The 26,499-nt window shown below is 69.1% G+C and carries 25 protein-coding genes and 1 tRNA gene; 7 read left to right on the top strand and 19 right to left on the bottom strand.

Features of this window, described 5'->3' with window-relative positions; genetic code table 11:
* Positions 1-147 precede the first annotated feature (147 nt).
* Together D9V41_RS18615 and D9V41_RS14420 are read left to right on the top strand one after the other, a co-directional pair.
* A complete protein-coding gene (locus D9V41_RS18615) occupies positions 148-1,878 on the top strand; it encodes an Ig domain-containing protein (protein WP_166376057.1) in 1,731 nt (576 codons plus the stop codon).
* 9 nt (positions 1,879-1,887) lie between these two features.
* Complete coding sequence (locus D9V41_RS14420; protein WP_208006878.1) at positions 1,888-3,222, top strand: APC family permease; 1,335 nt, start codon at positions 1,888-1,890, stop codon at positions 3,220-3,222.
* On the opposite strand, the gene D9V41_RS14415 is transcribed toward D9V41_RS14420, so the two are convergent.
* Genes D9V41_RS14415 through D9V41_RS14395 form a run of 5 tightly spaced genes read right to left on the bottom strand, consistent with a single transcriptional unit; the run spans position 3,210 to position 9,202 of the window.
* Positions 3,210-3,746, bottom strand: coding sequence for a nucleosidase (locus tag D9V41_RS14415; protein WP_121795288.1), 537 nt, complete (start codon positions 3,744-3,746; stop codon positions 3,210-3,212). The genes D9V41_RS14420 and D9V41_RS14415 overlap by 13 nt on opposite strands.
* The gene (locus D9V41_RS14410) at positions 3,743-5,470 is read right to left on the bottom strand and encodes a glycerol-3-phosphate dehydrogenase/oxidase (protein ID WP_121795287.1); all 1,728 of its coding nucleotides are present in this window, start codon (positions 5,468-5,470) and stop codon (positions 3,743-3,745) included. The genes D9V41_RS14415 and D9V41_RS14410 overlap by 4 nt, the downstream gene beginning before the upstream one ends.
* Before the next feature lie 52 nt (positions 5,471-5,522).
* Positions 5,523-6,335 carry a MerR family transcriptional regulator gene (locus tag D9V41_RS14405; RefSeq protein WP_121795286.1) on the bottom strand — a complete coding sequence of 271 codons (813 nt, stop codon included), beginning with the start codon at positions 6,333-6,335 and terminating at the stop codon, positions 5,523-5,525.
* Between the two features lie 45 nt (positions 6,336-6,380).
* Positions 6,381-7,895 (bottom strand): glycerol kinase GlpK, encoded by a 1,515-nt coding sequence (gene glpK / locus D9V41_RS14400; RefSeq protein ID WP_121795285.1) that lies wholly within the window; start codon positions 7,893-7,895, stop codon positions 6,381-6,383.
* Positions 7,896-7,924: 29 nt separating this feature from the next.
* Positions 7,925-9,202, bottom strand: a complete 1,278-nt coding sequence (locus D9V41_RS14395; RefSeq protein ID WP_121795284.1) for an Nramp family divalent metal transporter — start codon at positions 9,200-9,202, stop codon at positions 7,925-7,927.
* A gap of 120 nt (positions 9,203-9,322) precedes the next feature.
* Between D9V41_RS14395 and D9V41_RS14390 the strand changes: the two genes are divergently transcribed.
* The 5 genes from D9V41_RS14390 to D9V41_RS14370 all read left to right on the top strand — a co-directional run bounded on the left by D9V41_RS14390 (position 9,323) and on the right by D9V41_RS14370 (position 12,919).
* Positions 9,323-9,398, top strand: a tRNA-Lys gene (locus D9V41_RS14390).
* A 198-nt stretch (positions 9,399-9,596) separates the two neighbouring features.
* Positions 9,597-9,917 carry a DUF503 domain-containing protein gene (locus tag D9V41_RS14385; RefSeq protein ID WP_121795283.1) on the top strand — a complete coding sequence of 107 codons (321 nt, stop codon included), beginning with the start codon at positions 9,597-9,599 and terminating at the stop codon, positions 9,915-9,917.
* Between the two features lie 73 nt (positions 9,918-9,990).
* The gene (locus D9V41_RS14380) at positions 9,991-10,896 is read left to right on the top strand and encodes an aldo/keto reductase (RefSeq protein ID WP_121795282.1); all 906 of its coding nucleotides are present in this window, start codon (positions 9,991-9,993) and stop codon (positions 10,894-10,896) included.
* 89 nt (positions 10,897-10,985) lie between these two features.
* Entirely contained in the window at positions 10,986-12,035 is a 1,050-nt protein-coding gene (locus D9V41_RS14375; protein ID WP_121795281.1) for an HpcH/HpaI aldolase/citrate lyase family protein, read from the top strand.
* Positions 12,036-12,046: 11 nt separating this feature from the next.
* A complete protein-coding gene (locus tag D9V41_RS14370; protein ID WP_121795280.1) occupies positions 12,047-12,919 on the top strand; it encodes an HpcH/HpaI aldolase/citrate lyase family protein in 873 nt (290 codons plus the stop codon).
* Positions 12,920-12,990: 71 nt separating this feature from the next.
* Here D9V41_RS14370 and D9V41_RS14365 read toward each other — a convergent pair whose 3' ends face one another.
* The 14 genes from D9V41_RS14365 to D9V41_RS14300 all read right to left on the bottom strand — a co-directional run bounded on the left by D9V41_RS14365 (position 12,991) and on the right by D9V41_RS14300 (position 26,147).
* Positions 12,991-14,187, bottom strand: coding sequence for an ABC transporter permease (locus D9V41_RS14365; protein WP_121795279.1), 1,197 nt, complete (start codon positions 14,185-14,187; stop codon positions 12,991-12,993).
* The gene (locus D9V41_RS14360) at positions 14,187-15,101 is read right to left on the bottom strand and encodes an ABC transporter ATP-binding protein (protein ID WP_121795341.1); all 915 of its coding nucleotides are present in this window, start codon (positions 15,099-15,101) and stop codon (positions 14,187-14,189) included. The genes D9V41_RS14365 and D9V41_RS14360 overlap by 1 nt, the downstream gene beginning before the upstream one ends.
* Before the next feature lie 33 nt (positions 15,102-15,134).
* Positions 15,135-15,791 carry a helix-turn-helix domain-containing protein gene (locus D9V41_RS14355; protein WP_121795278.1) on the bottom strand — a complete coding sequence of 219 codons (657 nt, stop codon included), beginning with the start codon at positions 15,789-15,791 and terminating at the stop codon, positions 15,135-15,137.
* A 34-nt stretch (positions 15,792-15,825) separates the two neighbouring features.
* Positions 15,826-16,929, bottom strand: a complete 1,104-nt coding sequence (locus tag D9V41_RS14350) for an FAD-dependent oxidoreductase (protein WP_208006875.1) — start codon at positions 16,927-16,929, stop codon at positions 15,826-15,828.
* Positions 16,919-18,256, bottom strand: a complete 1,338-nt coding sequence (locus D9V41_RS14345) for an FMN-binding glutamate synthase family protein (RefSeq protein ID WP_121795277.1) — start codon at positions 18,254-18,256, stop codon at positions 16,919-16,921. The genes D9V41_RS14350 and D9V41_RS14345 overlap by 11 nt, the downstream gene beginning before the upstream one ends.
* 11 nt (positions 18,257-18,267) lie before the next feature.
* Entirely contained in the window at positions 18,268-18,972 is a 705-nt protein-coding gene (locus tag D9V41_RS14340) for a protein glxC (RefSeq protein ID WP_121795276.1), read from the bottom strand.
* A complete protein-coding gene (locus D9V41_RS14335) occupies positions 18,960-19,856 on the bottom strand; it encodes a class II glutamine amidotransferase domain-containing protein (RefSeq protein WP_121795275.1) in 897 nt (298 codons plus the stop codon). The genes D9V41_RS14340 and D9V41_RS14335 overlap by 13 nt, the downstream gene beginning before the upstream one ends.
* 11 nt (positions 19,857-19,867) lie before the next feature.
* The gene (glnT, locus tag D9V41_RS14330) at positions 19,868-21,184 is read right to left on the bottom strand and encodes a type III glutamate--ammonia ligase (protein ID WP_121795274.1); all 1,317 of its coding nucleotides are present in this window, start codon (positions 21,182-21,184) and stop codon (positions 19,868-19,870) included.
* 196 nt (positions 21,185-21,380) lie between these two features.
* Positions 21,381-21,719 carry a P-II family nitrogen regulator gene (locus D9V41_RS14325; protein WP_121795273.1) on the bottom strand — a complete coding sequence of 113 codons (339 nt, stop codon included), beginning with the start codon at positions 21,717-21,719 and terminating at the stop codon, positions 21,381-21,383.
* Positions 21,720-21,729: 10 nt separating this feature from the next.
* The gene (locus D9V41_RS14320) at positions 21,730-22,938 is read right to left on the bottom strand and encodes an ammonium transporter (protein WP_208006874.1); all 1,209 of its coding nucleotides are present in this window, start codon (positions 22,936-22,938) and stop codon (positions 21,730-21,732) included.
* Positions 22,939-23,035: 97 nt separating this feature from the next.
* On the bottom strand, positions 23,036-23,551 hold the full coding sequence (locus D9V41_RS14315) for a dimethylamine monooxygenase subunit DmmA family protein (protein ID WP_133434205.1): 516 nt from the start codon (positions 23,549-23,551) through the stop codon (positions 23,036-23,038).
* Positions 23,552-23,653: 102 nt separating this feature from the next.
* Complete coding sequence (gene eutC / locus D9V41_RS14310) at positions 23,654-24,382, bottom strand: ethanolamine ammonia-lyase subunit EutC (RefSeq protein WP_121795270.1); 729 nt, start codon at positions 24,380-24,382, stop codon at positions 23,654-23,656.
* Positions 24,379-25,791, bottom strand: coding sequence for an ethanolamine ammonia-lyase subunit EutB (locus D9V41_RS14305; RefSeq protein ID WP_121795269.1), 1,413 nt, complete (start codon positions 25,789-25,791; stop codon positions 24,379-24,381). The genes eutC and D9V41_RS14305 overlap by 4 nt, the downstream gene beginning before the upstream one ends.
* Positions 25,792-25,859: 68 nt before the next feature.
* On the bottom strand, positions 25,860-26,147 hold the full coding sequence (locus D9V41_RS14300; protein ID WP_121795268.1) for a hypothetical protein: 288 nt from the start codon (positions 26,145-26,147) through the stop codon (positions 25,860-25,862).
* Between the last annotated feature and the right edge of the window lie 352 nt (positions 26,148-26,499).

Raw genomic sequence — 26,499 nt, 5'->3', positions numbered from 1 at the left:
GCTCCATGATGCACCTGATCGTCGACACCGTGCGTTCAGCGAACTGCTTCCGGCAGTTCTCGTGATGTGCTGGCGCCGGTCCTCCCAGCTGAGTATTGTCGCGTGACAGTGACCGAGCTGGTTGGGTATCCGAGAAGAGGTATACCGATGCGTCGTGAGACCCGGACCGCTACGGCTGTCCTGCGGACCCACCTACTCGTGCTCGGGAGCGCAGCGGTCTGCGCCCTCGCGACGCTCGCCGGCACCGGTGCACCCGCCGAGGCCGCGCCGGCCTCCGATCCGGAGTGCACGGCGACCACGTGCACGGTCGGCTTCGCCCACACCGGGGGCGAGCAGTTCTGGACGGTACCGGCAGGAGTCACGCAAGCCACCGTGACCCTGCGCGGCGCCTCGGGCGGCGCTGGGGCCGGAAGCTCCTTCACACCGAACCCTCCCGGCGGCGCCGGAGCCGAGGTCGTGGCCACCATCCCGGTCACCGCCGGTACCACCTACCAAGTCAGGGTGGGCGGAGCGGCTCCTGGGTACGGGAGCCAGGCGGGCGGCTACAACGGTGGCGGCGGCGGCCGTTTCATTGGCAACGTCCACGACCTCGCCGGCGGCGGAGGCGGAGCCTCGGACCTACGATCGGGCGACTACACACTGGCCGACCGCTTGCTCGTGGCCGGTGGCGGAGGCGGAGGCGGCGCCAACGGCCGCGGCACCGGGCCGTCCGGAATGGGTGGTCCCGCAGGTGGCGCAGGCGGAGGCGGTGGTTCCGGTCCCGTCGCCACAGACGGGACGGCGCAACCGTTGCCGGCTCAGGCCGCTGGTGGCGGGGCCGGAGGACAAGGGACAACGTCCGGTGGCGCCGGCGGTGCCGGCGGCGCCGGGGAAGACGGGTCGTCCTCGAACCAGGGCGTGCCCGGCCTGCCCGGCACGGAAGGTCAAGGCGGGGCGATCGTCGACCACTCAGGACTCCTGGGAGCTCCCGGCGGCGGTGGTGGCGGCGGCTACTTCGGCGGCGGGAGCGGGGGCGGCGGCGGGAGCACCATGAGCGCTCTCGGCGGCGGGGGCGGCGGCGGGGGCGGCGGCTCGAACTACGTCACGCCCGCGGCGAGCGACGTGCAGATGAACGACGGCGTGCATCGGGGCCACGGCGAGGTCGTCGTCACCTACGAGGCCGAGTCCCCGGCCATCACGAGCGCAGATACGACGGCTTTCACGGTCACGCAGAGCGGTTCGTTCGCCGTGGCCGCGACGGGAACGCCTACCCCGGTGGTGACCGCCACGGGCGCGCTGCCCGCGGGCGTCACGATGGGCGCGGACGGCGTGCTGTCCGGGACCCCGGAATCGGGCACCGCAGGGTCTTATCCGCTGACCCTCACCGCGGACAACGGCGTGCCCCCGGTGGCCGTCCAGTCCTTCACGCTCGTCATCGAGAAGATGTCGCAGACCATCGAGTTCACGTCCAGCCCACCTGAGAATTCGGTGGCCGGGTCCACGTACTCACCGACGGCGACCTCCACGTCGGGACTCCCGGTCACGTTCTCGGTCGACCCCGATTCCGGTTCGGTCTGCACTATGGATGACGAGGGCATCTCGTTCATCGGCGCGGGCACCTGTGTGCTCCACGCCGACCAGGCCGGTGATGCGGACTACCTCGCTGCCGCGCGAGTCTCCCAATCCATCACGGTGAGCCAAGCGGCGGACGCGGGCGGTGGGGCCGGTCCCAGCGTGTCGCGCTCGGCCGCGCCCGCGGCCACCCTGCCCACCATCGGTTCCGCTGCTCCCGTCGGTCTCCTGGGCGCAGTCGGTGCCCTGCTGGCCGCTGGAGCGAGCCTGCTGCACGCGTCTCGGCGTCGTGCCGCTCGACAGGAGAAACGGGCGATAGCGTCCTAGCCTGAGCAGGTGGCCGAGCCGACACACGCACCCGCCGCCGATGGCGCGCTGAAACGGAACATCACGGGAACGATGCTGTTCCTGTTCATCCTCGGTGACGTTCTCGGAGCGGGCATCTACGCGCTCGTCGGCGAGATCGCCGGCGAGGTCGGTGGCGTGACGTGGGTACCGATGCTCGTCGCGCTCCTCATGGCACTCCTCACCGCGGCCTCCTACGCCGAACTGGTCACGAAGTACCCGCGCGCGGGCGGTTCGGCAGTGTTCGCCGAGCGGGCGTACAAGCGTCCGGTCGTCTCGTTCCTCGTCGGCTTCTGCATGCTCGCCGCCGGTGTCGTGAGCGCCTCGGGACTGGCGCTCGCGTTCTCCGGCGATTACCTCGGCACGTTCATCGACGTTCCGCCCGAACTCGGTGCGATCGTCTTCCTCGCGCTCATCGGCGCACTCAATGCCCGGGGCATCAAGGAGTCGGTGAGCGCCAACCTCGTCATGACGATGATCGAGACGAGCGGTCTCGTGCTCGTCGTCGTGGCCGTCGCCGTCTTCATGTCCGGAGGCGGTGGCAACGTGAGCCGGGCGGTCAGCTTCGACGCGGATTCCAGCCCGGTCGTTGCCGTCTTCGGGGCCGCGTTACTGGCCTACTACTCGTTCGTGGGCTTCGAGACCAGCGCCAACGTGATCGAAGAGGTGCGAGATCCCTCCCGCGTTTACCCGAAGGCGCTGTTCGGTTCGCTCGCCGTCGCCGGCGTGTTGTACATGCTCGTCGGCACCGCCGCGTCCATCGCGCTGTCCTCGGACGAACTCAGCGAGTCCAGCGGACCGCTGCTCGCCGTCGTCGAGGAGACCGGTGTGGCGGTCCCGGCGTGGCTGTTCAGCCTCATCGCGCTCATCGCGGTCGCCAACGGTGCCCTGCTGACGATGATCATGGCGAGCCGGCTGGCCTATGGCATGGGCAACCAGGGACTGCTTCCGTCCGCGGCCACCAGGGTGCTGCCGAACCGTCGCACGCCGTGGGTGACGATCGCGTCGACGACCCTCGTCGCCATGGCGCTCACGGCGACCGGGAGCGTCGCCACCCTGGCCGAGACGGTGGTGCTCCTGCTGCTGTTCGTGTTCGTCAGCACCAACGCCGCCGTCCTGGTCCTGCGCCGCGACCCGGTGACGCACGAGCACTTCCACGCCTGGACCGCCGTACCCGTCCTGGCCGTCATCTCGTGCCTCGTGCTGCTCAGCCAGCAGAGCGCGGACGTCTGGCTGCGCGGCGGGCTCATCATCGCTGTCGGAGTCGCGCTGTACGCGCTCACGAAGGCCATGCGCACGCGGGACCGGGCGGCTCAGAGCGACTGAGCGAGCCACTCCCCGAGCTGCCGCGCGCAGCCGTCGACGACATCGGGCCAGTCGAGCGCACTGTCGTCCGCGGTGTCGCTGACCACCTTGACCAGTCGCGCTGGCACGCCCATTGCCGCAGCGACTCGGGCGACGGCAAACCCCTCCATGTCCACCAGGCCCGCCCGCTGAGCGAGCACGTCGCGCAGGGCCGCGTCGCTGACGAAGCGGTCACCCGTGGCCAGCACCGACCCGTCCCCGTCGGCGATCGCCACCTCGTCGATCGCCTCAGCGCCCAGCGCGCGGATGGACGGCGCGTCGAGATCGTGATTGATCGCCAGCGACGGCAGGAAGATGCCGCTCATGCCGGTCCGCAACGCGCCGGCCGTTCCGACGTTGAGGACGACATCGGGCCGGTGCTCGCCGATCGCCAGCGCGGTGACGGCAGCCGCCTCCACTTTGCCGATACCGGTGATGACGGTCGCGAGCCCCTCGGGCACGTAGGCCGCTTCGGCGGCGGTCGCCGCGACGACCAGCGGCGTCATCGCGCGACCACCGGCACGACGTCCGGCGCGCCCATCCGCGCCGCGTCGGCGGTCTCGTCGTCGGGCATCGTCTGGCTCTCGTGTTCGGCGGCCACGCGCTTGAGGTAGTGGTCGACCTCGCGTTCGCGCTGCTCGTCGCTCCAGTCCAGCTCAGCGCCCATCAGTTCGGCGACCTCGCGAGCCACCTCGGTGCCGCGGTCGAAGGTCTCGATGGAGATGCGGGTGCGGCGGGCGACGACGTCGTCCACGTGCCGCGCCCCTTCGTGGGTCACGCCGTAGACGACCTCGGCTCGGAGGTAGTCGTCGGCACCGGTGAGCGCGCGGCCGAGGTCGGGCCGCTCGCGGATGAGGTCGAGCACTTCCAGTGCCAGGGAGCCGTAGCGGTTCAGCAGGTGCTCGACCCGGCCGACCCCGAGGTCGTGGTCGTCGGCCAGGGTCGTGCGTTGGTTCCACAACGCCTCGTACCCGTCGGCGCCCAGGAGCGGAACGTCCTCGGTGCAGCTCGGCGGCACCTTGCGGTCCAGCTGCACCGCCATCGCGTCGACGGCGGCATCGATCGCGTCCTTGGCCATGACCCGGTAGGTCGTGTACTTGCCACCGGCGATGACGACGAGGCCTTTGACGCCGGTGGAGACGGCATGCTCGCGCGACAGCTTGCTCGTGGCGTCGGACTCTCCGGCCAGCAGCGGCCGCAGTCCCGCGAAGACACCCTCGACGTCATCGTGCGTGAGCGGCTCGACGAGGACCTTGTTGACCCGCTCGAGGAGATAGTCGATGTCCCTGGCACTCGCGGCAGGATGATCCCTGCTCAGCTCCCAATCGGTGTCGGTCGTCCCCACGATCCAATGCCGACCCCAGGGGATGACGAAGAGCACCGACGTCTCCGTGCGCAGGATGAGCCCGGACTCGCCGCGGATCCGGTCTCGGGGGACGACGAGGTGGATGCCCTTGCTCGCCCGGACATGGAACTGCCCGCGCTCCCCCGCGAGGCTCTGCGTCTCGTCGGTCCACACGCCCGTCGCGTTGACGACCTGTTTGGCGCGCACGTCGTACTCCTCGCCCGATTCGAGATCGGCAATCCGGGCGCCGACGACACGGTCGCCCTCGCGGAGCAGATCGACCACGCGGGTGCGGCTCGCGACGTGCGCTCCGTAGGCCGCCGCCGTGCGAGCGAGGAACATCGTGTGCCGGGCATCGTCGACCTGGCCGTCGTAGTACTGGATCGCGCCGACGAGCGCGTCCTTGCGCAACGCCGGCATGCGCTTGCGTGCTCCGTGGCGGGTGAGGTGCGAATGCCGCGGCACGCCACGCGCCCGGCCCGACAGCTTGGCCATCGAGTCATAGAGGGCGACCCCAGCACCGGCGTAGAACCGCTCCCACACGCGGCGCGTGAGTGGGTAGAGGAACGGAACCGGCTTCACCAGATGCGGGGCGAGCTTGTCGATCAGCAGACCGCGTTCGCCCAGCGCCTCGGCGACGAGCCGGAAGTCCAGCATCTCCAGGTAGCGCAAGCCACCGTGAATGAGTTTGCTCGACCGGCTGGAGGTGCCGGACGCGAAGTCGCGAGCTTCGACGAGGCCGACCGACATCCCGCGAGTGGCGGCGTCGAGGGCCGCCCCGGCGCCCACGACGCCACCGCCGAGCACCAGGATGTCGAGGGGCTCGGAGGCCATCGCGGCGATGGCGTCCGTGCGGTACTGGGGGGACAGGGCTACCGATCGCATGCCCCCAGTCAACCAGCGATCGGTGCGCCCGTCCGCCCGAGATGACCGCGATCTAACGCAAGGGCCACTGGATCTCGGTGACCCAAGACGCGGGGTCGTCCATTGGCATCACCCGATAGACCTCACGCGCGAGACTGCCGTCGCCGGGCTGTTCTCCCACCGCCTCGATCCACTCGCCGAGCGCCTGCCAGGTCGCCGCGATCGTGTCCATCGCGCCGATGTGGGTCGTGACGGCGGCCCGCTCGACGTGGGGCAGGTCCAGGACCTCCACCCCGTCGACCTGCACATCGGAGCCGACGGGGAATGCCGCTCGCACGGTCACGACGCCGCCGTCGTCGAAGCCGTACGTTGCTATGGCCGCCTGATTCAATGCGATGCCGGCGCGGGTCAGTGTGGTGGACAATTCCGCGAACGCCCCTTGAATGGCCGGGCCGATCAGCTCGGCGGACTCGGCGGTGGCGGCGACGGTCGCGACGCGCACGGCCGGCAGGCTCGTGATGGTGAACTCGTGTTCAGACATGTGTGACTCCTTCTCGATGAGTCGGAGACGTTGCTCGACCCGCCGCAAGCGCTCGGCGTCGGCCGCGATCTGGGCCGAGAGCTCCGCGTGCCGCAGGCGCAGCATGCCGCGAAGCTCCTCGGTCGACACCGCGGCGTCGAGGATCGGCCCGATCTGGTCGAGCCGGAACCCGAGGTCTTTCAGCACCACGAGTCGGTTGACCCGAGGCAACTGCGCCGCCGAGTACCGCCGGTACCCCGTGAACGGATCGACTTCCTCGGGCGTGAGCAAGCCGAGTCCGTCGTAGTGCCGCAGCATCCGGACCGAGACACCCGCGAGCCGGGCGAAGTCTCCGATGGTGAACATGTCCTCAGCCCAGTCCCTGACACCGTGTGAGAGTCAAGCGCGACGTCAGTGCGCCCATCCCAGCGTCCGCTCGACCGCCTTCTTCCACTCGCGGTAGCCCTCCTCGCGCTGCGTGTCGTCCCAGGTCGGACGCCAGCGCTTGTTCTCCGTCCAGTTGGCCACGAGCTCGTCGGTGCTGGACCAGAACCCGACCGCGAGGCCCGCCGCGTAGGCCGCGCCGAGGCACGTCGTCTCGATGACTTCGGGACGGCTGACCTCGATGTCGAGGATGTCGGCCTGGATCTGCATGCACAGGTCGTTGGCGGTGATGCCGCCGTCGACGCGGAGCACCTCCAGATCGAGGTCGGCGTCGGCGATCATCGCGTCGACGACGTCCTTGCTCTGGTAGCAGATCGCCTCGAGCGCCGCGCGAGCCACGTGGGCGAGGGTGTTGAAGCGCGAGAGGCCCACGATGACGCCGCGCGCGTCCGGGCGCCAGTACGGCGCGAACAGCCCCGAGAACGCCGGGACGAAGTACACACCGCCGTTGTCGTCGACGGTGGAGGCGAGCCGCTCGGAGTCGGCGGCCTCGTCGAAGACCTGCAGCTGATCGCGCAGCCATTGGATGGCCGAGCCGGTGACGGCGATCGACCCCTCGAGCGCGTAGACCGGCTCATCGTTGCCGAACTGGTACGCCACGGTGGTCAGCAGGCCGCGTTCGGAGCGCACGATCTCGGTGCCGGTGTTGAGCACGAGGAAGTTGCCCGTGCCGTACGTGTTCTTGAGCATCCCGGGCTCGAAGCAGGCTTGGCCGACCAGCGCGGCGTGCTGGTCGCCCAGGTCCCCGGCGAGGACGACCTCGGCGCCGAACGGGCCGTCACCGCGCGTGGTGCCGTACTCCTCCGCCGAGCTGCGGATCTCGGGCAGCATCGACGCCGGAACGCCGACGGCGGCGATGAGCTCGTCGTCCCATTGCAGGGTCTCGAGGTCCATGAGCATCGTGCGGCTCGCATTGGTGACGTCGGTGAGGTGGACACCGCCGTCCGGGCCGCCCGTGAGCCACCACAGCAGCCACGTGTCGATCGTTCCGAACAACGCGTTGCCCTGCTCCGCCGCGTCGGCGACGCCCTCGACGTTCTCGAGGATCCACCGCAGCTTGCCGCCCGCGAAGTACGAGGCGGGCTGGAGCCCGGCCTTGCGGCGAATGAGATCGCCGTGCTCCTCGTCGAGGGCTGCGGCGAGGGCAGCGGTGCGCGTGTCCTGCCAGACGATCGCGTTGCCGAACGCCGCACCGGTACGCGGATCCCACACGACCGTGGTCTCGCGCTGATTGGTGAGGCCGACGGCGGCGAGGTCCGTCGCCGCGACCCCGGCGTCCTCGAGCCCCTGTTCGACGACCGTGCAGGTGTTGCGCCAGATCTCGGCGGGATCGTGCTCCACCCAGCCCGAGCGGGGCAGGAGCTGTTCGTGCTCGACCTGATGCCGGCCGACCTCACACCCGTCGCGGTCGAACACCATGAAGCGGGTGCTGGTGGTGCCTTGGTCGATCGCTCCGACGTACTGTCGCGTCTCGCTCGCCATGGCCGTCACCCTAGGGCATCTCGGGCCGGTCAGGCGCCGGTCACGACCTGATACAGCTCGTGCACACCGATGGCGACGAAGAGCAGCGCGCACACGCCCAACGCGATGTTGCCCAGTGCTCCGTTGCGCCATTCGCGCGGGACTCGATCGGTGTTGAGCAACCCCAGCAGGGTGAGTGCCAGGAACGGCATGAAGATCGATCCCAGTACGCCGTAGGCGAGGATGACCGCGACGGGTTCGTTGAGGAACAGCAGGAGCATCGGCGGGAACGTCAGCCACACGAGGTAGCCGCGGTAGTAGGTGCCGCCCGAGTGCATGCGCGGGTCGTCGGCGGGCAGACCGCGAGAGGTGCCGAGGAAGTCGGCGAACATGAGCGCCACACCGTTCCAGACTCCGATGAGCGAGGACATCGAGGCGGCCCAGAAGCCGACGAGGAAGACCGTGCCGTAGACCTCGCCGTAACGGTCGTCGAGCACGTCGGAGAGGCCGACGAGCGCCTGATCGCCCGAACCGAGCGCGACGTTGACGCTGTAGAGCAGCTCCGCACCGACGATGAGCATCGCGATCACGAAGATGCCGGTGACAACGTAGGCCACGGAGTTGTCGATGCGCATGACGCGCATCCACGCCGGCGTCGACCAGCCCTTCTCACGCAACCAGTAGCCGTATGCGGCGAGGGTGATGGTGCCGCCGACACCGCCGGCCACTGCGAGGGTGTTCACCAGACCGCCTTCGGGGATGTGGGGCACGAGCCCGCCGGCGATGTCGAGAAGGTTCGGCGCGGCGAGGATCGCGGCCCCGACCACGGTGACGAACATGACCCCGACGAACAGCGCCATGAGCTTCTCGACCAGCGCGTAGCGCCCGAGCCACACGAGGGCGAAGCCGATGAGTCCCATCGCCACGGCCCAGACCTTCAGATCGGGGCCGCCAGGGAACAGTGCGACCAGCGGCAAGGCCGAGGACGACATCGCCGTGGCGCCGTACACGAGTCCCCAGATCACGATGTATGGGCCGAAGTACCAGCTCGTCCACGCGCCGAGCGATCGCCAGCCCTGGAAGATCGTGCGTCCACTCGCCAGGCTGTACCGCCCGGCACCCTCGACCAGGATGATCTTGAAGACCGTGCCGAGGACGACCGCCCACAGCAACGCATAGCCGAAGCGCGCACCGGCCGAGAGCGTAGCGACCAGGTCACCGGCGCCCACGCCCGTGCCGGCGACAACGATGCCCGGACCGATGATCTTCCACTTCGCCCGACGCTCGTCCGCCGTCGGCGCATCCCTGTTCTTCCCCGAATCGGACATACCGGTCATCGTAGGAAGCGGGCAGGGGCTTCGCCCAGGGATGCGAGCCCCGCGTCGCCACACCCCGATTTCCGGCGTTGGGTGCTGTGCGGTAGAGTTCTTACTCGCGCGCCGCGCACTGCACCCCTAGCTCAATTGGCAGAGCAGCTGACTCTTAATCAGCGGGTTCAGGGTTCGAGTCCCTGGGGGTGTACCACGACAAGCCCCCGCTCCGGCGGGGGCTTTCGTCATTGTCCGAGGCCTCAACGTCAGCGGTGGATGAAGCGCGTCGTGGGGCGGAGCGCGTCCGATCAGCGTGGGCGGTGAGTGATCCCGCATTCGGCCGCCTCACGTGCGGGATAACTCACCGCCCGCCCACCGGTTACAGCTGACGGCGAGTTGGCAGACTACGGGCATGTGGATCGGCTGGATCGAGTTCGACGTGCGCCTCGGCGACGTCCACTCGCTCAAGGAGAAGCGCAGCATCGTGCGGCCCATCGTGAATGAGCTGCAGCGACGCTTCGCGCTGTCCGCGGCCGAGACCGACAGCGTCGACCTGTACCGACGCGCCGGCATCGGCGGGAGCCTCGTGTCGATCGACCGGTCACACGTGGTGGAGGTGCTCGACAAGGTCGAGCGTTTCATGGCCGAGCGTCCCGAGATCGAGCTGCTGTCGGCGCACCGGCACCTCTCCTCCAGCACCGACGACGATCAGGACGAGCTTCCGTTCGGCTGAGGTGGACCGCGATGTGACGCAGCGCACGTTCCGTCGAGGAAGGCGTGCCACGTCCGGGACGTTGACCCTCCGTATGAGCAACCTCGACCTCGGCCCCCTCGTCCTCGGCGGCAACACCTTCGGCTGGACCGCCGACCGCGAGCAGAGCTTCGCGGTCCTCGACGCGTTCGTCGCGGCCGGTGGCACCACCATCGACACCGCCGACGTGTACTCGGCTTGGGTGCCCGGCAACCGCGGCGGCGACTCCGAGACGATCATCGGTGAGTGGCTCACCAGCCGTGGCGTGCGCGACCGCGTGCAGATCGCCACCAAGGTCGGCATGTGGAACCAGCAGCCCGGCCTCTCGGCCGCCAACGTCCGCGCCGCGATCGACGGCTCCCTGCGCCGCCTCAAGACCGAGTACGTCGATCTCTACTACGCCCATCAGGACGATGAGAACGCGACGCCCGACGAGATCTCCGAGGTGTTCGACTCGCTCGTCCAGGAGGGCAAGGTCCGCGCGCTCGGTCTCTCGAACTTCTCCGCCGAGCGCCTGCGTGCCGTCGTGGAAGCCGCCGATACCGCCGGACGCGCTCCCTTCTCCGTCAGCCAGGACCACTACAACCTGGTCGAGCGCGGCTTCGAGCAGTCGCTGGCTCCGACACTCGCCGAACTCGGCCTCGTCGAGGCGCCGTACTACTCGCTCGCGAGCGGGTTCCTGACCGGCAAGTACCGTCCCGGCACGTCGGTGGACTCGCCGCGCCAGGGTGGCGCGGCGGCGTACGCGGACGACCCTCGCAATCTCGACCTCCTCCTCGTCCTCGAGCGCATCGCCAAGGAGAACGGCCTGAGCATCGCCGCCGTATCGCTGGCCTGGTTGCGCCAGCAGCCGACGGTGGCCGCGCCGATCGCCAGCGCACGGACACCCGAACAGCTGGTGTCCCTCGTCGAGTCGTTCGCCCTGACGCTCAGCCCCGAGGAGCTCGACGCGCTCGCCTGAGCGCTGTGCGGCATCGCGGCCCCCGGCGTGCCCTCCGTCACGCCTTCGGCATACTGAGCGGTAACCAGCCGCCTCACGAAGGGTTCAGCGTGCGTAGTCCTCGAGCGTTCTTCCGTCCTCTGGCCGTCGGCGCCCCGGTCCCGAACGTGGACATCCCGTTCAAGCCGAGCCGGATGATCCACTTCTTCGATCCCAGCAACGAGAAGATGGCGGCCAAGGTCCCCGACATCGCCGCGAAGGTCGACATCCTCCTCGGCAACCTCGAGGACGCGGTCAAGACCGACAAGAAGGAAGCCGCCCGCCAGGGCCTCGTCGACATCGCGAAGGCGAACGACTTCGGTGACACGCAGCTGTGGACCCGGGTGAACAGCCTCGACTCGCCGTGGGTGCTCGACGACCTCATCACCCTGGTGACCGAGATCGGCGACAAGCTCGACGTCATCATGGTCCCCAAGGTCGAGGGGCCCCAGGACATCCACTACGTCGACCGCATCCTCGCCCAGCTCGAGGCCCGCGCGGGGCTGGACCGTCAGATCCTCGTCCACGCGATCTTGGAGACCGCCGAGGGCGTCGCGAACGTCGAGGAGATCGCCGCCGCCAGCCCCCGCATGCAGGGCATCAGCCTCGGTCCCGCCGACCTCGCGGCGAGCCGCCGGATGAAGACCGCTCGGGTCGGCGGCGGCCACCCGGGATACCTCGTCCGGCAGGACCCGACCGGCGACGACCTCACCGAGGGCCGCGCGATCTACCAGCAGGATCTGTGGCACTACACCATCGCCCGCATGGTCGACGCGTGCGCGATGAACGGCATCCTCCCCTTCTACGGGCCGTTCGGCGACATCAAGGACGTCGTCGCGTGTGAGGACCAGTTCCGCAACGCTTTCCTGCTCGGCTGCGTCGGTGCCTGGAGCCTGCACCCGGTGCAGATCGACATCGCCAAGAAGGTCTTCTCCCCCAGCCCCGAGGACGTCGCGCACGCCAAGCGCGTCGTCGAGGCGATGGGTGACGGCTCCGGCGCCGTCATGATCGACGGCAAGATGGAGGACGACGCGTCCTGCAAGCAGAACATCGTCATGCTCGACCTCGCCAAGGCCCTGGCCGAGCGCGATCCCGAGCTCGCCGCCGCCTACGACCTCTGAGGAGCCCGCCGATGACCAACGCCGCACTGCGTCCCCGTCGTTCCGTCCTGTACATGCCGGGCGCCAACGAGCGCGCCCTGGAGAAGGCCAAGACGCTCGACGTCGACGCCCTCATCCTCGATCTCGAGGACTCCGTGGCGCCGGACGCCAAGCCCCAGGCCCGCGACCGCGTCGTCGCCGCCGTGAAGTCCGGCGAGTACGGCCACCGCGAACTCACCATCCGCGTCAACGGCCTCGGGACGCAGTGGCACGAGGACGACATGGCCGCCGCCGCTCAGGCCGGACCGGACGGCATCGTGGTGCCGAAGGTCAACTCGGCCGAGGAAGTGCGCCAGCTCGTCGCAGCGATGGAGAACGCGGGTGCTCCCGAGCACACCCGCCTGTGGGCGATGATCGAGACGCCGATCGCGATCCTGCACGCCGAGGAGATCGCCGCCGCATCGGATCGGGTTGCGGTCTTCGTCATGGGAACGAACGATCTCGTCAACGAGACCCATTCGCTGCACGTTCCGGGCCGCGCTCCGCTCATCCCCTCGCTCACCTGGGCGCTGCTCGCGGCCAAGGCGCACGGCGTCGTGATCCTCGACGGCGTCTACAACAACGTCAAGGACGCCGACGGCTTCGTTGCGGAGGCGCGTCAGGGCCGCGAGATGGGCTTCGACGGCAAGACGATCATCCATCCGAGCCAGATTGAGCCGACGAACGAGGCGTTCGCCCCCTCCGAGGCCGACGTCGAGCACGCCCGCGCCGTCATCGAGGCGTTCGAGACCGCGCAGGCCGAGGGCAAGGGCGTCGTCACGGTCAACGGCAAGATGATCGAGAACCTGCACGTCCGCGACGCGCAGCGCATCCTCGCCTTCCACGAGGCGCTCGCCGCCCGCTGACCCTCCCGTCGCCTAGCGTCATACGTTCGGTGGCCCAGGGGCCACGAAACGTATGACGCTAGGCGCGCGCGTCAGGACCGACGCAACGCCTGCCGGAGGGAGACGCGGGCGCCGGTGCGCAGGATCGCATTGGAGTAGATCCGTCCCGAGAGCCACACGAGCGCAGGGATCAGCACGACCGAGAGCGCGAGAGCGATGAACACGTCCCCCGTTCCTGCCGTGCCGAGCGCGACGCGGATCGGCATGATGAACGGCGAGCAGAACGGGATGTACGACAGCACCTCGACGATGGGGCTCTCGGGGTTCCAGGGCGCGATCGAGACGCCGACGATGTACGGCACCATCATGATCCCGATCACCGGCGAGATCACCGAGCCCACGTCCTCCTGACGGGACACCAGCGCGGCGAGACTCGCCAGCAGCAGCGCGTACATCACGAAGCCGACGAGGAACCAGACGAGCATCCACACCGCAACGCTGCCGAGATTGAGCGCGCTGGCATCGAGGAGGTCGAAGCCCCACGCCGTCGCGAGCGCCGCCACGACGATCACACCGATCTCCAGCAGGCCCACGATCACGTTGCCGAGCACCTTGCCGGCCATGAGCTGCCAGGGCCGCATCGTGGCGAGCAGCAGCTCGACGACGCGACTGGACTTCTCCTCCACGACGCCCTGCGCCACGCGCTGTCCACCCCCCATCAGCGCGATGAAGATGAGGATGCCCGAAACGAAACCGGCGATCATCTGCGCGGGATCGCGCTCCTCCTCGTCGTCGAGGCTGGCGATCTGCGGTTCGGCCTCGGCGACCTGTTGCGCGACCGCGGCCGGGTCGCCGCCGAGCTCAGCGATCTCGCCGGCGAGCGCCTCCTGCTGCACGACCGCGACGATGACCGTCTGCAGGGCGGAATCGAGGTCGGACTCCACCGTCACCTCGACATCGGGCAGGCTCCCGCTGAGGACCGCGTCGAGGCCGCCGTCCCGAATCTTCTCCTCGACCGCATCGTCCTCGACCCGCTCGATCTCCACGTCGGTCCCACTCGCCTGCGCGACCGTCATGAGCGCCGGCTCGAGCGCCGCCGCGTCAGACGTCACGCCGAGCCGCGAGGCGTCCTGCGAGTCCGGGCCGAAGAACGCGAAGAACGCCCCGCCACCGACGATGGCGAGCACGAACAGGCCCGACGTGAGGACGAAGACTTTGGACAGCACGCGCGTCCGCACCTCGCGCATGGCGACGAGCCAGACCATGGACCATGTCGACGAACGCGGCATCACCGCTCCCCCTCCTTCGGGTCGTCGCTGCTGACGACATCGCGGTACAGATCGGTTAACGAGGGGCGTGCGGGCGCGAACTCGCGCACCGGCCCGAGCGCGAGGGCGGCCTGCAGTACCTGTTGCTCGGCGCCTGGGCGTCGCACCTCCACGGTGGTCCGCGAGCCCTCGTTGGCGATCACCCTGGCTCCCTCGATATCCGTGACCCACGATGTACCGGCCGGGCCGTCGAGAATCCACTGCGGGTGCTCGGTGCGGCGAAGCTCGTCGAGGGTGCCGCTGGCCACCATGCGGCCGTTCTTGATGATGCCGACGCGATCGCACAGCCGTTCCACGAGATCGAGCTGGTGCGAGGAGAACAGGACTGGCGCGCCGCGCGCGGATTCCTCCCGGAGCACCTCGCTCATCACCTCGACGGCCACGGGGTCGAGGCCGGAGAACGGTTCATCGAGCACGAGGATGTCGGGCGAGTGCGTCAGCGCCGCGGCCAGCTGCACCCGCTGCTGGTTGCCGAGAGAGAGCTTCTGCACCTCGTCGCCGACTCGCTCGCCGATACCGAGGCGGGTGGTCCAGCGCTCCATCGCCTGCTGGGCGGCGGCGGTGTCCAGGCCGTACAACCGGGCGAGGTACACGAGCTGGTCGCCCGCCTTCATGCGCGGATACAGGCCGCGCTCCTCGGGCATGTACCCGATGCGCCGCCGCACCTCCCGGTCGAGCGGACGGCCCTGCCACCGCACCTCACCGGCGTCGGGCTCGAGGACGCCGAGCATGATGCGCATCGTGGTCGTCTTACCCGAGCCGTTGGAGCCGACGAAACCGAACACCTCCCCCGCCTCGACCGCAAAACTCGTGTGGGAAAGAGCCTGCACGGAGCCATAGGACTTCGTGAGGGAGTCGACCTCCAGTCTCGCCATGACGATCACGCTATCGAAGCGCCACGACGTTCCTCAGCCGGGAGTGTGATCGGGGAACGCGATGATCGAGAGGAAGCGGATCGGCAGCTCGACCAGCTGCGTCGGCCCGTGAGCGGCCTCTCCGTCGAACTGCAGCGAGTCACCCGGCCGCAGCCGATAGGTGCGCATGCCGTGACCGTACTCCAGCACGCCCTCGAGCAGGTAGATGAACTCGGTGCCGGGGTGTTGGAACAGCGGGTAGGTCTCGCTGTCCTCCGTCAGCGTGACGAGCAGCGATTCGAGGCGCTTGTGCTGCCCGCGCAGCGCGCCGAGAAGCTCGTACTCATGGCCCGCCTTGGTGCCGTTGCGCGTGATGATCGGCCCGGTGCCGGCCTCGGTGTAGACCGCCTCGCGCTCGGCGTCCGCGCCGCGGAACAACGAGGTCACCGGGACGTCGAGCCCCTGGGCGAGGAGGCCGAGTGTCGCGAGGCTGCACGCCGTCTGCGCGTTCTCGATCTTGGACAGCATCGCCTTGGAGATGCCGATCCGCGTCGCCATGTCCGACACCGACAGCTGATTCTGCATCCGCAGGGCCCGGACGTTCGACCCGATGATCTCGGCGAGCGAGCCGCCGACCGGCTCCTCCTCGGACCGATCGCGGGCACTTCCGGTCACGTTGCGCAGCAGCGGTTCCGGCGGCGGGGACGTCATGCCCTCATCCCATCACGATCCGCCCCGCGGGTCGTCATCCGCGGAAGGCAAATCGCGGGAGGGGCGCCTTGCCCTCGACGAGGTCGGCGATCAAGGCACCCGTCAGGGGGGCGAACTTCGCGCCGTGTCCCGAACACGGCGACGCCACCACGATCGGCCCCTCGCGATCGAGGACGAAGTCTTCGTCGGCGGTCATCGTGAACAGGCAGCTGGCCGCCGCCACCGGCTCGGGATCCAAGCCGGGGAACGTCCGGCGGACGTGGTTGACGACGACCTCTCGAGCTCGAGGATCGATGGTCCCGTCCCGCCGGCTCGCGGTGGTGACGGTGTCGCTGTCGAACTGCGCGATCTTCATCGCCGGCCGCGGCCCACCGTCGGAGCCGGACGCCAACCCGTAGATCTGGGCGTCGCCCTTGTGCACGATCGTCGGGTAGACCACGGACGGGTCACGCTGCCGGAAGTGGAAGACCTCCTGCTGCCGCACGGTCAGAGTAGGAAGCGGCGGCGAGACCGGCAGACTCGATAGAAGCTCGGGCAACCAGGCTCCGGCCGCGACGACCACGCTTGCCGCCGACCAGCTCCCGGTGTCGGTGTGGACGCGGGCCCCGGAGGGGGCCACCTCGATGCGATCAACGGTGGCACCCGACACGATGCGGGCGCCCATCCGCTCGGCGGTGGCGAGCAGCGCTCGGACCGTCGCGTCGGCGTCCAGGTGGCCGGCGTGCGGATGGAACATCACGGGTTCAGGCACGTCGAGCCCCGGCCAGCGTTCGGCCACCTCGGCCGGCTGGAGGACGTCGGCGGGGACGCCAGCCTCCGCCAGCCGCCCGGCGAGATGCGCCGGATCGCGACGATCACCGGTGTCGAGGCCGCCGGTCTGCGTCCGCAGCCGCGTCCCGGACTCCTGCTCCAGCTCCTGCCAGGCGAGGTCGGCGCGTCCGGTCAGCTCGAGATAGAACGGGTCCTCGTAGGCGCGCCGGTAGATCCGCGAACTGCCATGCGAGCTACCGCGCAGATGGCCGGGGGTGAACTGTTCGAGCAGCACGACATCGTGACCGCGCCGGGCCAGGTGCCAGGCCGCTGCGGCGCCGGCCAGACCAGCACCCACGATCACGGTGCGGGCGCGCTCAGAACCCACCCTCGCCTCCGGGAATCCACGAGGTGCCTGCGAGCGGCACGCGGGCCATCGCCGCGGCCTCGACCGTCAGGGCGACGAGGTCCTCGGGCTCGAGATGCTGCACGTGCGATTTGCCGCACGCCCGGGCGATCGTCTGCGCCTCCAAGGTCATGACTCGAAGGTAGTTCGCCAACCGTCGACTCGCGGCCTCGGGGTCGAGCCGGCTCTGCAGGCGCGGATCCTGCGTCGTGATGCCGGCCGGATCGCGTCCGTCCTGGTAGTCGTCGTAGAACCCGGCGGCGGTGCCGAGAGCTTCGTAGTCGCCCTCCCAGCGAGGGTCGTTGTCACCGAGCGCGATGAGGGCGGCCGTCCCGATCGCCACCGCGTCCGCGCCGAGGGCCAGCGCTTTGGCGACATCGGCGCCGGTGCGGATGCCGCCCGAGACGATGAGCTGCACCTGTCGGTGCACACCCAGCTCCTGCAACGCCTGCACCGCTTGGGGAATCGCGGCGAGCGTCGGGATTCCGACGTGCTCGATGAAGACGTCCTGTGTCGCCGCGGTGCCGCCCTGCATGCCGTCCACGACCACCACGTCGGCGCCGGAGTGCACCGCGAGTTTCACGTCGTAGTACGTGCGGGAGGCGCCGACCTTGACGTAGATCGGCTTCTCCCAGTCGGTGATCTCGCGCAGCTCTCGGATCTTGATCGCCAGGTCGTCCGGTCCCGTCCAGTCCGGGTGCCGGCACGCGCTGCGCTGGTCGATACCGACGGGCAGCGTGCGCATCGAGGCGACGCGCTCGGTGATCTTCTGTCCGAGCAGCATCCCTCCGCCGCCGGGCTTGGCACCCTGCCCGAGCACGACCTCGATGGCGTCCGCCTGCCGGAGGTGATCGGGGTTCATGCCGTAGCGCGACGGCAAGTACTGGTAGACCAGGTGTTTGCTCTGCCCGCGTTCCTCGTCGGTCATGCCGCCGTCGCCGGTCGTCGTCGACGTGCCGGCCTCGGAGGCCCCCCGGCCCAGCGCTTGCTTCGCTCGACCCGACAGGGCACCGAAGCTCATCCCGGCGATCGTCACGGGGATCGCGAGGTGCAACGGAAACGTGGCATGCCGTGTCCCGAGGACAACATCGGTGTCGCAGCGCTCTCGATACCCCTCAAGGGGATAGCGCGACATGCTGGCGCCGAGGAAGAGCAGATCGTCGAAGTGCGGAACGGCGCGCTTCGCGCCGCCCCCGCGGATGTGGTAAACCCCGGTGCGCGCCGCCCGCTGGATGCCGTGGATGGTGGCGCGATCGAACGTCGCCGACTCGCGCAGTCCTCGCGTGGCTCGAAGGTCAGCCGTGTCCATCGTGCGTCCTCTCAGTAGCTGCCGACGTTGTCGACGTGGAAGTGGTACAGACCTCGCGCTGAGCCGTAGCGGGTGTAGCTCGCCGTGTCGTCGTTCTCATAGCCCGCCGCTTTGAGCAGCCTCGCCAGTTCCTCGTGGTGTTCGGCACGCATCGGCTTGGCGACGCAATCCGCGCCGAGTGAGGCCACCCGGCCGCGGACGTAGAGGCGGGCCTCGTAGATCGAGTCGCCCAGGGCCTCCCCCGCGTCACCGCGCACGACGAGCGTTCCGGCCTGCGCCATGAAGGCACTCATATGGCCCACGTCACACCCGACGACGATGTCGACGCCCTTCATGGAGATACCGCACCGAGCGGCGGCGTCTCCTTCGATGACGAGCAGTCCGCCGTGTGCGGTCGCCCCAGCCGACTGGGACGCACTGCCGCTGACCCAGACCGAGCCGCTCATCATGTTCTCGGCAACGCCGACGCCGGCGTTGCCGTAGATCGTCACGTCGGCCTGCTGGTTCATCCCGGCTGCGTAATACCCGACGTGACCGTCGACGACGACGTCGAGGGGCGCGTCGAGCCCGGCGGCCACGGCGTGGGCCCCGGCCGGATGCGTAATCCGGACGTGCCGCGAGCCGAGGCCGCCGGGAGTGTGGAGCGCCGCGTTGACGCGGCGCAAGTCGGTCGTCGCCAGATCGAACTCGACGACGTCGGTGGTCAGCGGGTCCATGCGTAGATCCGTTCCGGAGCGGGTTCGAAGAGGTGGGCGGACTCGATGCCAGGCAGCTCGACGAGCGCCCGGTACTCCGAGGCGATGGCGACCCAGTCGTCGGTCTCGGCGATCACCGCGGGCTTGCACGCGATCGCGTCGCGAACGACGGCGAAGGAGTCGCGATGGGAGACGACCAGCGTGTAGAAGCCGTCGAACTCCGCACACAGGTGCTTGAGTGCGGTTTCGATGTCGTAGCCGTCCGCCAGCGCCTGAGCCACGAACCGGGCGCCGACCTCGGTGTCGTTCTCGCTGTCGAACGCGATACCGCGACGCTGCAGCTCGCGACGGATCGTCGCGTGATTGGCGAACGATCCGTTGTGCACGAGGCACTGATCCGGGCCCACCGCGTACGGGTGGCAGCCGGCGGGCGTGACGGCGGACTCTGTCGCCATGCGGGTGTGCCCGACCCCTTGCCACCCCTGGGCTTGCGGCAGTCCATATGCCATGGCCAGTTCGCGCGGGTGCCCGACGCCCTTGAGCACCGCGAGGTCCGCGCCGAACCCGGCGACCAAGGCGTGCGGCAAGGCCGCTGCGACGGCGTCGCGCAGGACCTCCACGTCACAATGAGCGCTCACCAGCTGGGTCGCACCCACCTCGTGCACGGTGATGTCACACGACAAGCGCGGCTCGAGCGCGTCCGCAAGTTCGGCGGGCGTCACACCCGTCTCCAGCAAGGACACGGTCGCCGAACCTGGAGGCGACCACACGGGATCGCCGTACACCGCGACGCCGGCCGAGTCGGCGCCGCGCTCGCTCATCTCGCAGAGCATGCCGGTGAGCAACTCGCCGAGCCGGGGATACAGCGTCGGTGTCCGTAGGTGCAATCCCACGATTCCGCACATGATCTGTCCTCTCAGAAGGCCCGCAGGTAGCGGTCGGTCTCCCACGGCGACACCGCGCCGTGCCACTCGAAGAACTCCGTGCGCTTCAGCGCGGCGAAGTAGTCGCTGACGCCGGGACGGACGGCGTCCAGCACCCCGGCGATCTCCGGATCCGCCTCCAACGCATCGATGGCGTGCAGCAGGGTGAGCGGTAGCGGCGTCGCAGTGTCACGGGACCCGCCCGGCTCGCCGGGGTCGAGGCTCCGTTTGATCCCATCGAGGCCGGCTCCGAGCGCTGCCGCCACCGCCAAGTACGGGTTGGCGGAACCGTCGCCGCCGCGAAGCTCCACGCGCTGATCGTCCGGTACCCGCACGTAATGCGTGCGGTCGTTGCCGCCGTACGTGGCGGTGCGAGGCGCCCAGCTCGCCCCGGATGTCGTCGAGACCGCTCCGGTGCGCTTGTACGAGTTGACCGTCGGAGCGAGCAGCGCTTGGAGGCCGCACGCGTGCTCCAGCACACCGGCGACGAAGCCGTACGCCGTGCGCGACAGACCCAGCCCGCGCGGGTCGTCCTCCTCCCCGGGAAATACGGGGTGACCGGCCGACCGCAGCGACAGATGCAGGTGGAGTCCCGAGCCGGTCCGGTCGGCGAACGGCTTGGGCATGAAGGTGGCGATCATGTCGCGCTGCTCGGCCAACATCGTGATGAGGTAGCGCAACGTCACGACGCGGTCGGCCGTCGTGAGCGCGTCGGCGTACTCGAAGTTCTGCTCGAACTGGCCGTTTCCGTCCTCGTGGTCATTGGCGTAGTTAGCCCAGCCGAGTTCGTTCATGGCTGCAGAGATCGCGGTGAGGTGCCCGTACATCCGAGTAACGCCGCGAGCGTCGTAGCAGGGTTGGTCGGCGGTGTCGCTGGCGTCGGCCGTCACCAGAGCGCCCTCGTCCGTGCGGCGGAGCAGGAAGTACTCGACCTCCGCCCCGACATACGGCTCGAATCCGGCATCCGCCGCGCGTTGCAGCATGGATTTGAGGATCACGCGAGGCGCGTACCCCCACGGCTCACCTTCCACGTGCGGGTCGCAGTGCACGAGCGCCAGACCCTCGCGCACGAACGGGATGGGGGTGAACGAGTCGGGGTCGGGGATCGCCATCAGGTCAGGGTCTCGGGGTTCCTGGCCCATCGCTCCCACGGCGTAGCCGGCGAAGCCGACGCCTTCTTCGGCCAGTTGATCCACGGCTTCGACGGGCACGAGCTTGGCGCAGGGCTTACCGCGCAAGTCCACGAAGAGAGCGAGGATGAAGTGCGTGTCGTGGGCCTCTGCCAGTTCACGCAGCCTGCTCGGTGCCATGACGATCCTTCCACTCTGGGGAATCTTCGTACACCATCAGTGAACAGCCCGCGTGTTTCGCGCGCGTGAACGTGCCATCTCCAGGGCGCAACACCCGTGATCGTGGGCGGCGCTCCTCAGCGCCCGAAGAGCACCGGCCGTGACGACGAGCAGATGCTCATCGCCACGGCCGGTGAAGCGCTGGTGGGCAGCGTCGTCAGAGGGCGGCTTCACCCCGCTCCCCGGTGCGCACACGCGCTACCTCGACGAGATCGGTGGCCCAGACCTTCCCGTCGCCGATCCGGCCGGTGCGCGCGGCGGCGATCACGAGATCGAGCGTCGCGTCGAGGTCCGCGTCCGCGACGACGACATCAATACGGATCTTGGGGCGAAAGTCGACCTGATACTCCGCGCCTCGGTACACCTCGGCGTGCCCCTTCTGGGCGCCGTACCCCTGCACCTCGGTGACGGTGAGTCCGGCGATTCCCGCGGCCGCGAGCGCCTCCTTCACCTCGTCGGCACGATGCGGTTGGACTATGGCGGTGATGAGCTTCATGCGAGCCTCCTCAGGCGGCGTCGTAGGCGGTCTCGGCGTGCTGCGACAGGTCCATGCCGTCGTATTCGTCCTCGTCACTCGCTCGCAGCCCGATGAGCTTGTCGAGGACCTTGGCGATCACGAACGTCATGACCAGGGCGTACCCGCAGGTCGCGCCGATCGCGGCGATCTCGGCAAGGAGGATCGACCAATCCCCGCCGAAGAGAATCCCCTCGATCCCGGCGGGCGATCCGGCGTACCCGAAGAGCACCACGCACAACGACCCGACGATCCCGCCGATGCCGTGCACCGCGAAGGCGTCGAGCGTCTCGTCGATGCCCAGCTTGGTCTTCCACGTGCAGGCCCACGCCACGACCGCTCCGGCGGCCAGCCCGAGCGCCATGGCGCCCAGGGCGTCCACGCCGTCGGCAGCCGGCGTGATGCCCACCAGACCCGCGATGACGCCCGAGCACATGCCCAACGTGGTCGCGCGACCGTCGCGGAGTCGCTCGACGAGGCAGAAGCCGATCATGCCCGTGCTCCCGGCGAGCAACGTGGTCAAGGTGACGTACTGCGCGAGGAAGTTGGCACCTCCCGCCGTGCCCGCGTTGAAGCCGATCCAGCCCATCCAGAGCATGGCGACCCCGACGAGGACCAGCGGGAGACTGTGCGGGCGCATCTGGGTGTTCCTCCGGGGCCCCAACACGAAGGCGAGGGCGAGAGCCCCCATCCCCGACGCCATGTGCACCGCCGTCCCTCCGGCGTAGTCGTGGAAATCGAGGTGTTCGCGCATCCACCCGCCGCCGAACACCCAGTGTCCGAGCGGCAGATAGACGAGCGTCACCCAGACCAGCGAGAACACCAGCCAGGCGGAGAACTTCATTCGCCCGACGGCGGCCGAGGCTACGATCGCCACGGTGATGGCCGCGAAGAGGATGTAGAAGGCGAACCAGAACGGATCGCTGACCATCGGCTCACCCGGGTCCTCGTAGATGCCCAGGAACCCCCAGAAACCGGAGGGGTTGCCGATGATCCCTCCGATCGAGTCACCCACGACGATGCCGTGGCCGAAGAGCACGTATACCACCGAGACAGTGGCCAGCGTGCTCATACACATCATCATCATGTTGAGCGCGTTCTTGGTTCCGGCCATTCCGCCGTAGAACAACGACAGGCCGGGGAACATGATCAGTACGACCGCGAAGGCGGCCAGCATCCAGGCAACGTCTGCTGCAGGCATCGATGCGCTTCTCCTTGTCGACGTGAGCACAGGGTGTGGTGCAGATGGCGGCATCGGGCCGCCGCCGGCCGCGGTCGCGCGGCCGGAGCTCAGGGGGCTATCCGGGGTGCGGAACGTCCGCGTCGTAGCCGAGGAAGCGGTCCGGTCGGCGCGAGACGTGCACCCGATGGACGAGACGCCGGCCGCATCCCCCGCACGGCGAGATCTCGCCCAGGCGCGCATTGCTCTCGGTATCGGCACTGCAATGCGCGCAGTGGACGACATGCAGCCCGGTTCCACTCGCCGCGATGGTGATGTCGTCTGCTGCGAATCCGACCGCGAGGGCACGATCACGGATACCGTGGACGGCCTCGGTCGGACCGGCGAGGAGAAGGCGTCGCTCAACGGCTCCGACCGTCTCCTCGACCAGCCGCTCCGCCTCGGCGACGTCACGGGCGCGGACCCACTCCACGAGGGCGTTCGACGGCAATTCGCCGAGCCACCGCTCGCAGTCGCTGGCACCTGAGGAGTCGAGCTGCACCATGAGGTACGACGCACCACGCCTGCGGGGGCCGTCACAGCGCGTCCGGGTCGCCTGCTCGCGCGCGCCGGCCACGTTTCGAGAAGAGTGCATCGGGAACTCACCGCTTTGCTTGTGAGGAAATGCCGCCACCTCACAAGAAACAGCGCGTCAGTTTCGGTGACGTATCGCCGATGTCTCAGCGGGGGAAATCCCTCAGCCCGTCACCTGGTGCGAGGAGTCCTTGAGGCGCACACCCGATTCACCCAGGAGCCGTGCCCCGTCCACGAGAGCGGCCACGGTGCGCGCTGCCGCCGCGTAGCCGAGCCCCTCGGGCGGGTGGATGTTGGAGAGGCAGTTGCGCTCGGCATCGCGCCGCCCCGGGCGCGGACGATGGGTCAGGTAGATCCCCAGGCTGTCCGAGACCGAGAGCCCCGGGCGCTCGCCGATGAGCACCAGCAGCGTGCTCACGCCGAGGTGATCGCCGACGTGGTCGCCGAGCGCGACCCGGGCGTTGGTCGCCACGACGACCGGCGCGAGCGTCAGGCGTCCGGCGAAGACCTCGCGCAGCGCGGCGAGCATCGGCACCGCGTGCGCGGCGACCGCGGTGGTGGAGAGGCCATCGGCGACGACGATGCCCACATCGGCGCCAAGGCCCTCGGGTACCGTCGTCAGGTCAGCCGGCCGGCGACCGAGATCCGGGCGCCGCAGGTACTCCTCGCGGCTTGCCGCCCGGCTGGCGACCACCGCCGCCGGCCCGAGTCCCAGCCCCTCGATGCCCTCCAGCAGCGACTGAACGTCGAGCGGCTGACGCACGGCGTCGCGAGCCATCGCGTGCGCGGCGCGGAACTGCAGCACCTCCGTGCTGGAGACCGTGTCACCGATACGGTCCTGACCGATCCGCGATTGCGTCACGGTGCGCAAGCGCTCCCACATCGTGCTCATGCGCTCGCCCCCAGCATCCGCAGCGGTGAGGACTCCGGGTCGAGATGCACGAGACGGCCGTCGGACTCGAGAAGGCCGCGGTCCTGCAGCCACTGCTCGAACTCCGGCGCCGGCCGCAGCCCGAGCACGTTGCGGGCGTACAGCGCGTCGTGGAACGACAGGCTCTGGTAGCCGAGCATCACGTCGTCCGCGCCAGGCACCGTGATGACGAAGCCGACCCCGGCGACGCCGAGCAGCGTGAGCAGGGTATCCATGTCGTCCTGGTCCGCCTCGGCGTGGTTGGTGTAGCAGACGTCGACGCCCATCTGCAGCCCCAGCAGCTTGCCGCAGAAGTGGTCCTCAAGACCCGCGCGGATGATCTGCTTGCCGTCGTACAGGTACTCGGGACCGATGAAACCGACGACGGTGTTGACCAGGAACGGGTCGAGCGCCCGCGCGACCCCATAGGCCCGCGCTTCCAGCGTCTGCTGGTCCACCGGGTGCCCGCCGACGCCGAGGTGCGCGTCGGCACTGAGCGCCGAGCCCTGTCCGGTTTCGAGGTACATCACCTGGTCCCCGACGTTGCCGCGGCCTAGGGACCGGGCCGCCTCCATCCCCTCACGCAGGACCGCGAGGTCCACGCCGAAGCCCGCGTTCGCCGCCTGAGTGCCGGCGATCGATTGGAACACGAGGTCGACCGGTGCGCCCGACTCGATCAACTCGATCGTGGTCGTGACGTGGGCGAGCACGCACGACTGGGTGGGAATCTCGTACCGCTGCCGGATCTCGTCGACGAGACGCAGGAGGTCGGCCGTCGCTTGGGGCGAGTCGCTCGCCGGGTTGATGCCGATGACCGCGTCACCGGCGCCGAGCAGCAACCCGTCGAGAATCGCCGCGGTCACGCCTCGCGGATCGTCGGTGGGATGGTTGGGCTGCAGCCGTGTCCCCATCCGGCCGGGCAGCCCCATCGTGGTGCGGAAGGCGCTGGTCACCTGCGCGGCCGCCGCCACTGCAATGAGGTCCTGGTTGCGCATAATCTTGCTGACCGCCGCCACCATCTCCGGGGTCAGCCCCGGGGCCACGCCGGCCAGCCGCGCCGCGGCGTCCGGGGCCACGGCCGTGGCGAGCAGCCAGTCCCGCAACTCGCCGACGGTCAGCGACGCGACGGGAGCGAACGCCTGCGTGTCGTGCGACTCCCAGATCAGCCGGGTCACCTCGTCCTCGTCCGGATCGACGACGGGCTCGGTGAGGAAGGTCGTCAGCGGGACGTCGGCGAGCACTCGCTGGGCCGCGGCTCGCTCGGCGTCGGTTTCTGCCGCACATCCGGCCAGCTGGTCACCGGAACGAGCCGGGCTCGCCTTGGCGAGCACCTCGACAAGGTGACCGAAGGAGAAGGTGTGCGGGCCGATCGTTTCGCGAAAGCGGGACACGACGCACGAGCATAGGGCCGGCGTTTTACGACGAGGTAAAACGCCGGCCCCCACTCAGGTGACCTGCCTCAGCGGGTCACTCGCGCGCGGTACACCTGCTCGTACACCGACCGCTTCGTCATCCGCTGCCGGCGCATCGCCTCCAGCACCATGGCGCGTTCGAGCGCGCGGTCCTGCGAGGCGCGCACACGCCGCTCGGGGCGGTTCAGGAACGCCATCGCCTTCACCCCCTTCCCCGTCTCGTGACGAACCGGGACCTCGAGGGTCGAGGTGGTCGTCCGTGGGTCGAGGGTGAAGTCGAACTGGGATGTGTCAGTCGTTGCGGGCATCTGGTCGGTGTGGTTCAGGGTGATCATGTGCGCGCCTCCTTTCTGAGTAGTGGGTGGATGGGCATGAAAAAAAGCCTCCCCGGGTGGAACCGGAGAGGCTGTGAAGCGAGGATCAGCGGTGGCTGATCACACGTAACGACAGACGAGACTCTCCGGAGAGCGAGCCGGGACGAGACGGAACGCGAACGTAGTCATGTTCGTCATGGGGCTCACCTCCAGAGGCTGGTCGTCGGGTATCCGCGTGGTGCGGCTTCGTCACAGTAGCGGATGTCGCACCACGATGTCGAGCGTCTCGCGCGAGCCTGTCAAGGTGTTTGTGTAAGTGGGTGCCGTCTCGGTTTCAGAGGTAGGGGTTGATCCGGTCGGGGTAGGCGATGGC

It is taken from the genome of Aeromicrobium phragmitis (assembly GCF_003674095.1).
Classification (GTDB): domain Bacteria; phylum Actinomycetota; class Actinomycetes; order Propionibacteriales; family Nocardioidaceae; genus Aeromicrobium; species Aeromicrobium phragmitis.
The sequence above is the reverse complement of the archived record's forward strand: the minus strand, read 5'-3'. Positions and strand labels throughout refer to the sequence as shown.

Excerpts from the sequence above, each read along its gene's own strand:
- D9V41_RS14315 (WP_133434205.1), bottom strand. The coding sequence starts at position 23,551 with ATGCACTCTTCTCGAAACGTGGCCGGCGCGCGCGAGCAGGCGACCCGG.
- D9V41_RS14335 (WP_121795275.1), bottom strand. The coding sequence starts at position 19,856 with ATGTGCGGAATCGTGGGATTGCACCTACGGACACCGACGCTGTATCCC.
- D9V41_RS14360 (WP_121795341.1), bottom strand. The coding sequence starts at position 15,101 with ATGGCGAGACTGGAGGTCGACTCCCTCACGAAGTCCTATGGCTCCGTG.
- eutC (WP_121795270.1), bottom strand. The coding sequence starts at position 24,382 with ATGAGCACGATGTGGGAGCGCTTGCGCACCGTGACGCAATCGCGGATC.
- D9V41_RS14415 (WP_121795288.1), bottom strand. The coding sequence starts at position 3,746 with ATGACGCCGCTGGTCGTCGCGGCGACCGCCGCCGAAGCGGCCTACGTG.
- D9V41_RS14340 (WP_121795276.1), bottom strand. The coding sequence starts at position 18,972 with ATGGACCCGCTGACCACCGACGTCGTCGAGTTCGATCTGGCGACGACC.
- D9V41_RS14300 (WP_121795268.1), bottom strand. The coding sequence starts at position 26,147 with ATGATCACCCTGAACCACACCGACCAGATGCCCGCAACGACTGACACA.
- D9V41_RS14410 (WP_121795287.1), bottom strand. The coding sequence starts at position 5,470 with ATGCGATCGGTAGCCCTGTCCCCCCAGTACCGCACGGACGCCATCGCC.
- D9V41_RS18615 (WP_166376057.1), top strand. The coding sequence starts at position 148 with ATGCGTCGTGAGACCCGGACCGCTACGGCTGTCCTGCGGACCCACCTA.
- D9V41_RS14365 (WP_121795279.1), bottom strand. The coding sequence starts at position 14,187 with ATGCCGCGTTCGTCGACATGGTCCATGGTCTGGCTCGTCGCCATGCGC.
- D9V41_RS14370 (WP_121795280.1), top strand. The coding sequence starts at position 12,047 with ATGACCAACGCCGCACTGCGTCCCCGTCGTTCCGTCCTGTACATGCCG.
- D9V41_RS14385 (WP_121795283.1), top strand. The coding sequence starts at position 9,597 with ATGTGGATCGGCTGGATCGAGTTCGACGTGCGCCTCGGCGACGTCCAC.
- D9V41_RS14320 (WP_208006874.1), bottom strand. The coding sequence starts at position 22,938 with ATGCCTGCAGCAGACGTTGCCTGGATGCTGGCCGCCTTCGCGGTCGTA.
- D9V41_RS14380 (WP_121795282.1), top strand. The coding sequence starts at position 9,991 with ATGAGCAACCTCGACCTCGGCCCCCTCGTCCTCGGCGGCAACACCTTC.
- D9V41_RS14355 (WP_121795278.1), bottom strand. The coding sequence starts at position 15,791 with ATGACGTCCCCGCCGCCGGAACCGCTGCTGCGCAACGTGACCGGAAGT.
- glnT (WP_121795274.1), bottom strand. The coding sequence starts at position 21,184 with ATGGCACCGAGCAGGCTGCGTGAACTGGCAGAGGCCCACGACACGCAC.
- D9V41_RS14345 (WP_121795277.1), bottom strand. The coding sequence starts at position 18,256 with ATGGACACGGCTGACCTTCGAGCCACGCGAGGACTGCGCGAGTCGGCG.
- D9V41_RS14395 (WP_121795284.1), bottom strand. The coding sequence starts at position 9,202 with ATGTCCGATTCGGGGAAGAACAGGGATGCGCCGACGGCGGACGAGCGT.
- glpK (WP_121795285.1), bottom strand. The coding sequence starts at position 7,895 with ATGGCGAGCGAGACGCGACAGTACGTCGGAGCGATCGACCAAGGCACC.
- D9V41_RS14405 (WP_121795286.1), bottom strand. The coding sequence starts at position 6,335 with ATGTTCACCATCGGAGACTTCGCCCGGCTCGCGGGTGTCTCGGTCCGG.
- D9V41_RS14325 (WP_121795273.1), bottom strand. The coding sequence starts at position 21,719 with ATGAAGCTCATCACCGCCATAGTCCAACCGCATCGTGCCGACGAGGTG.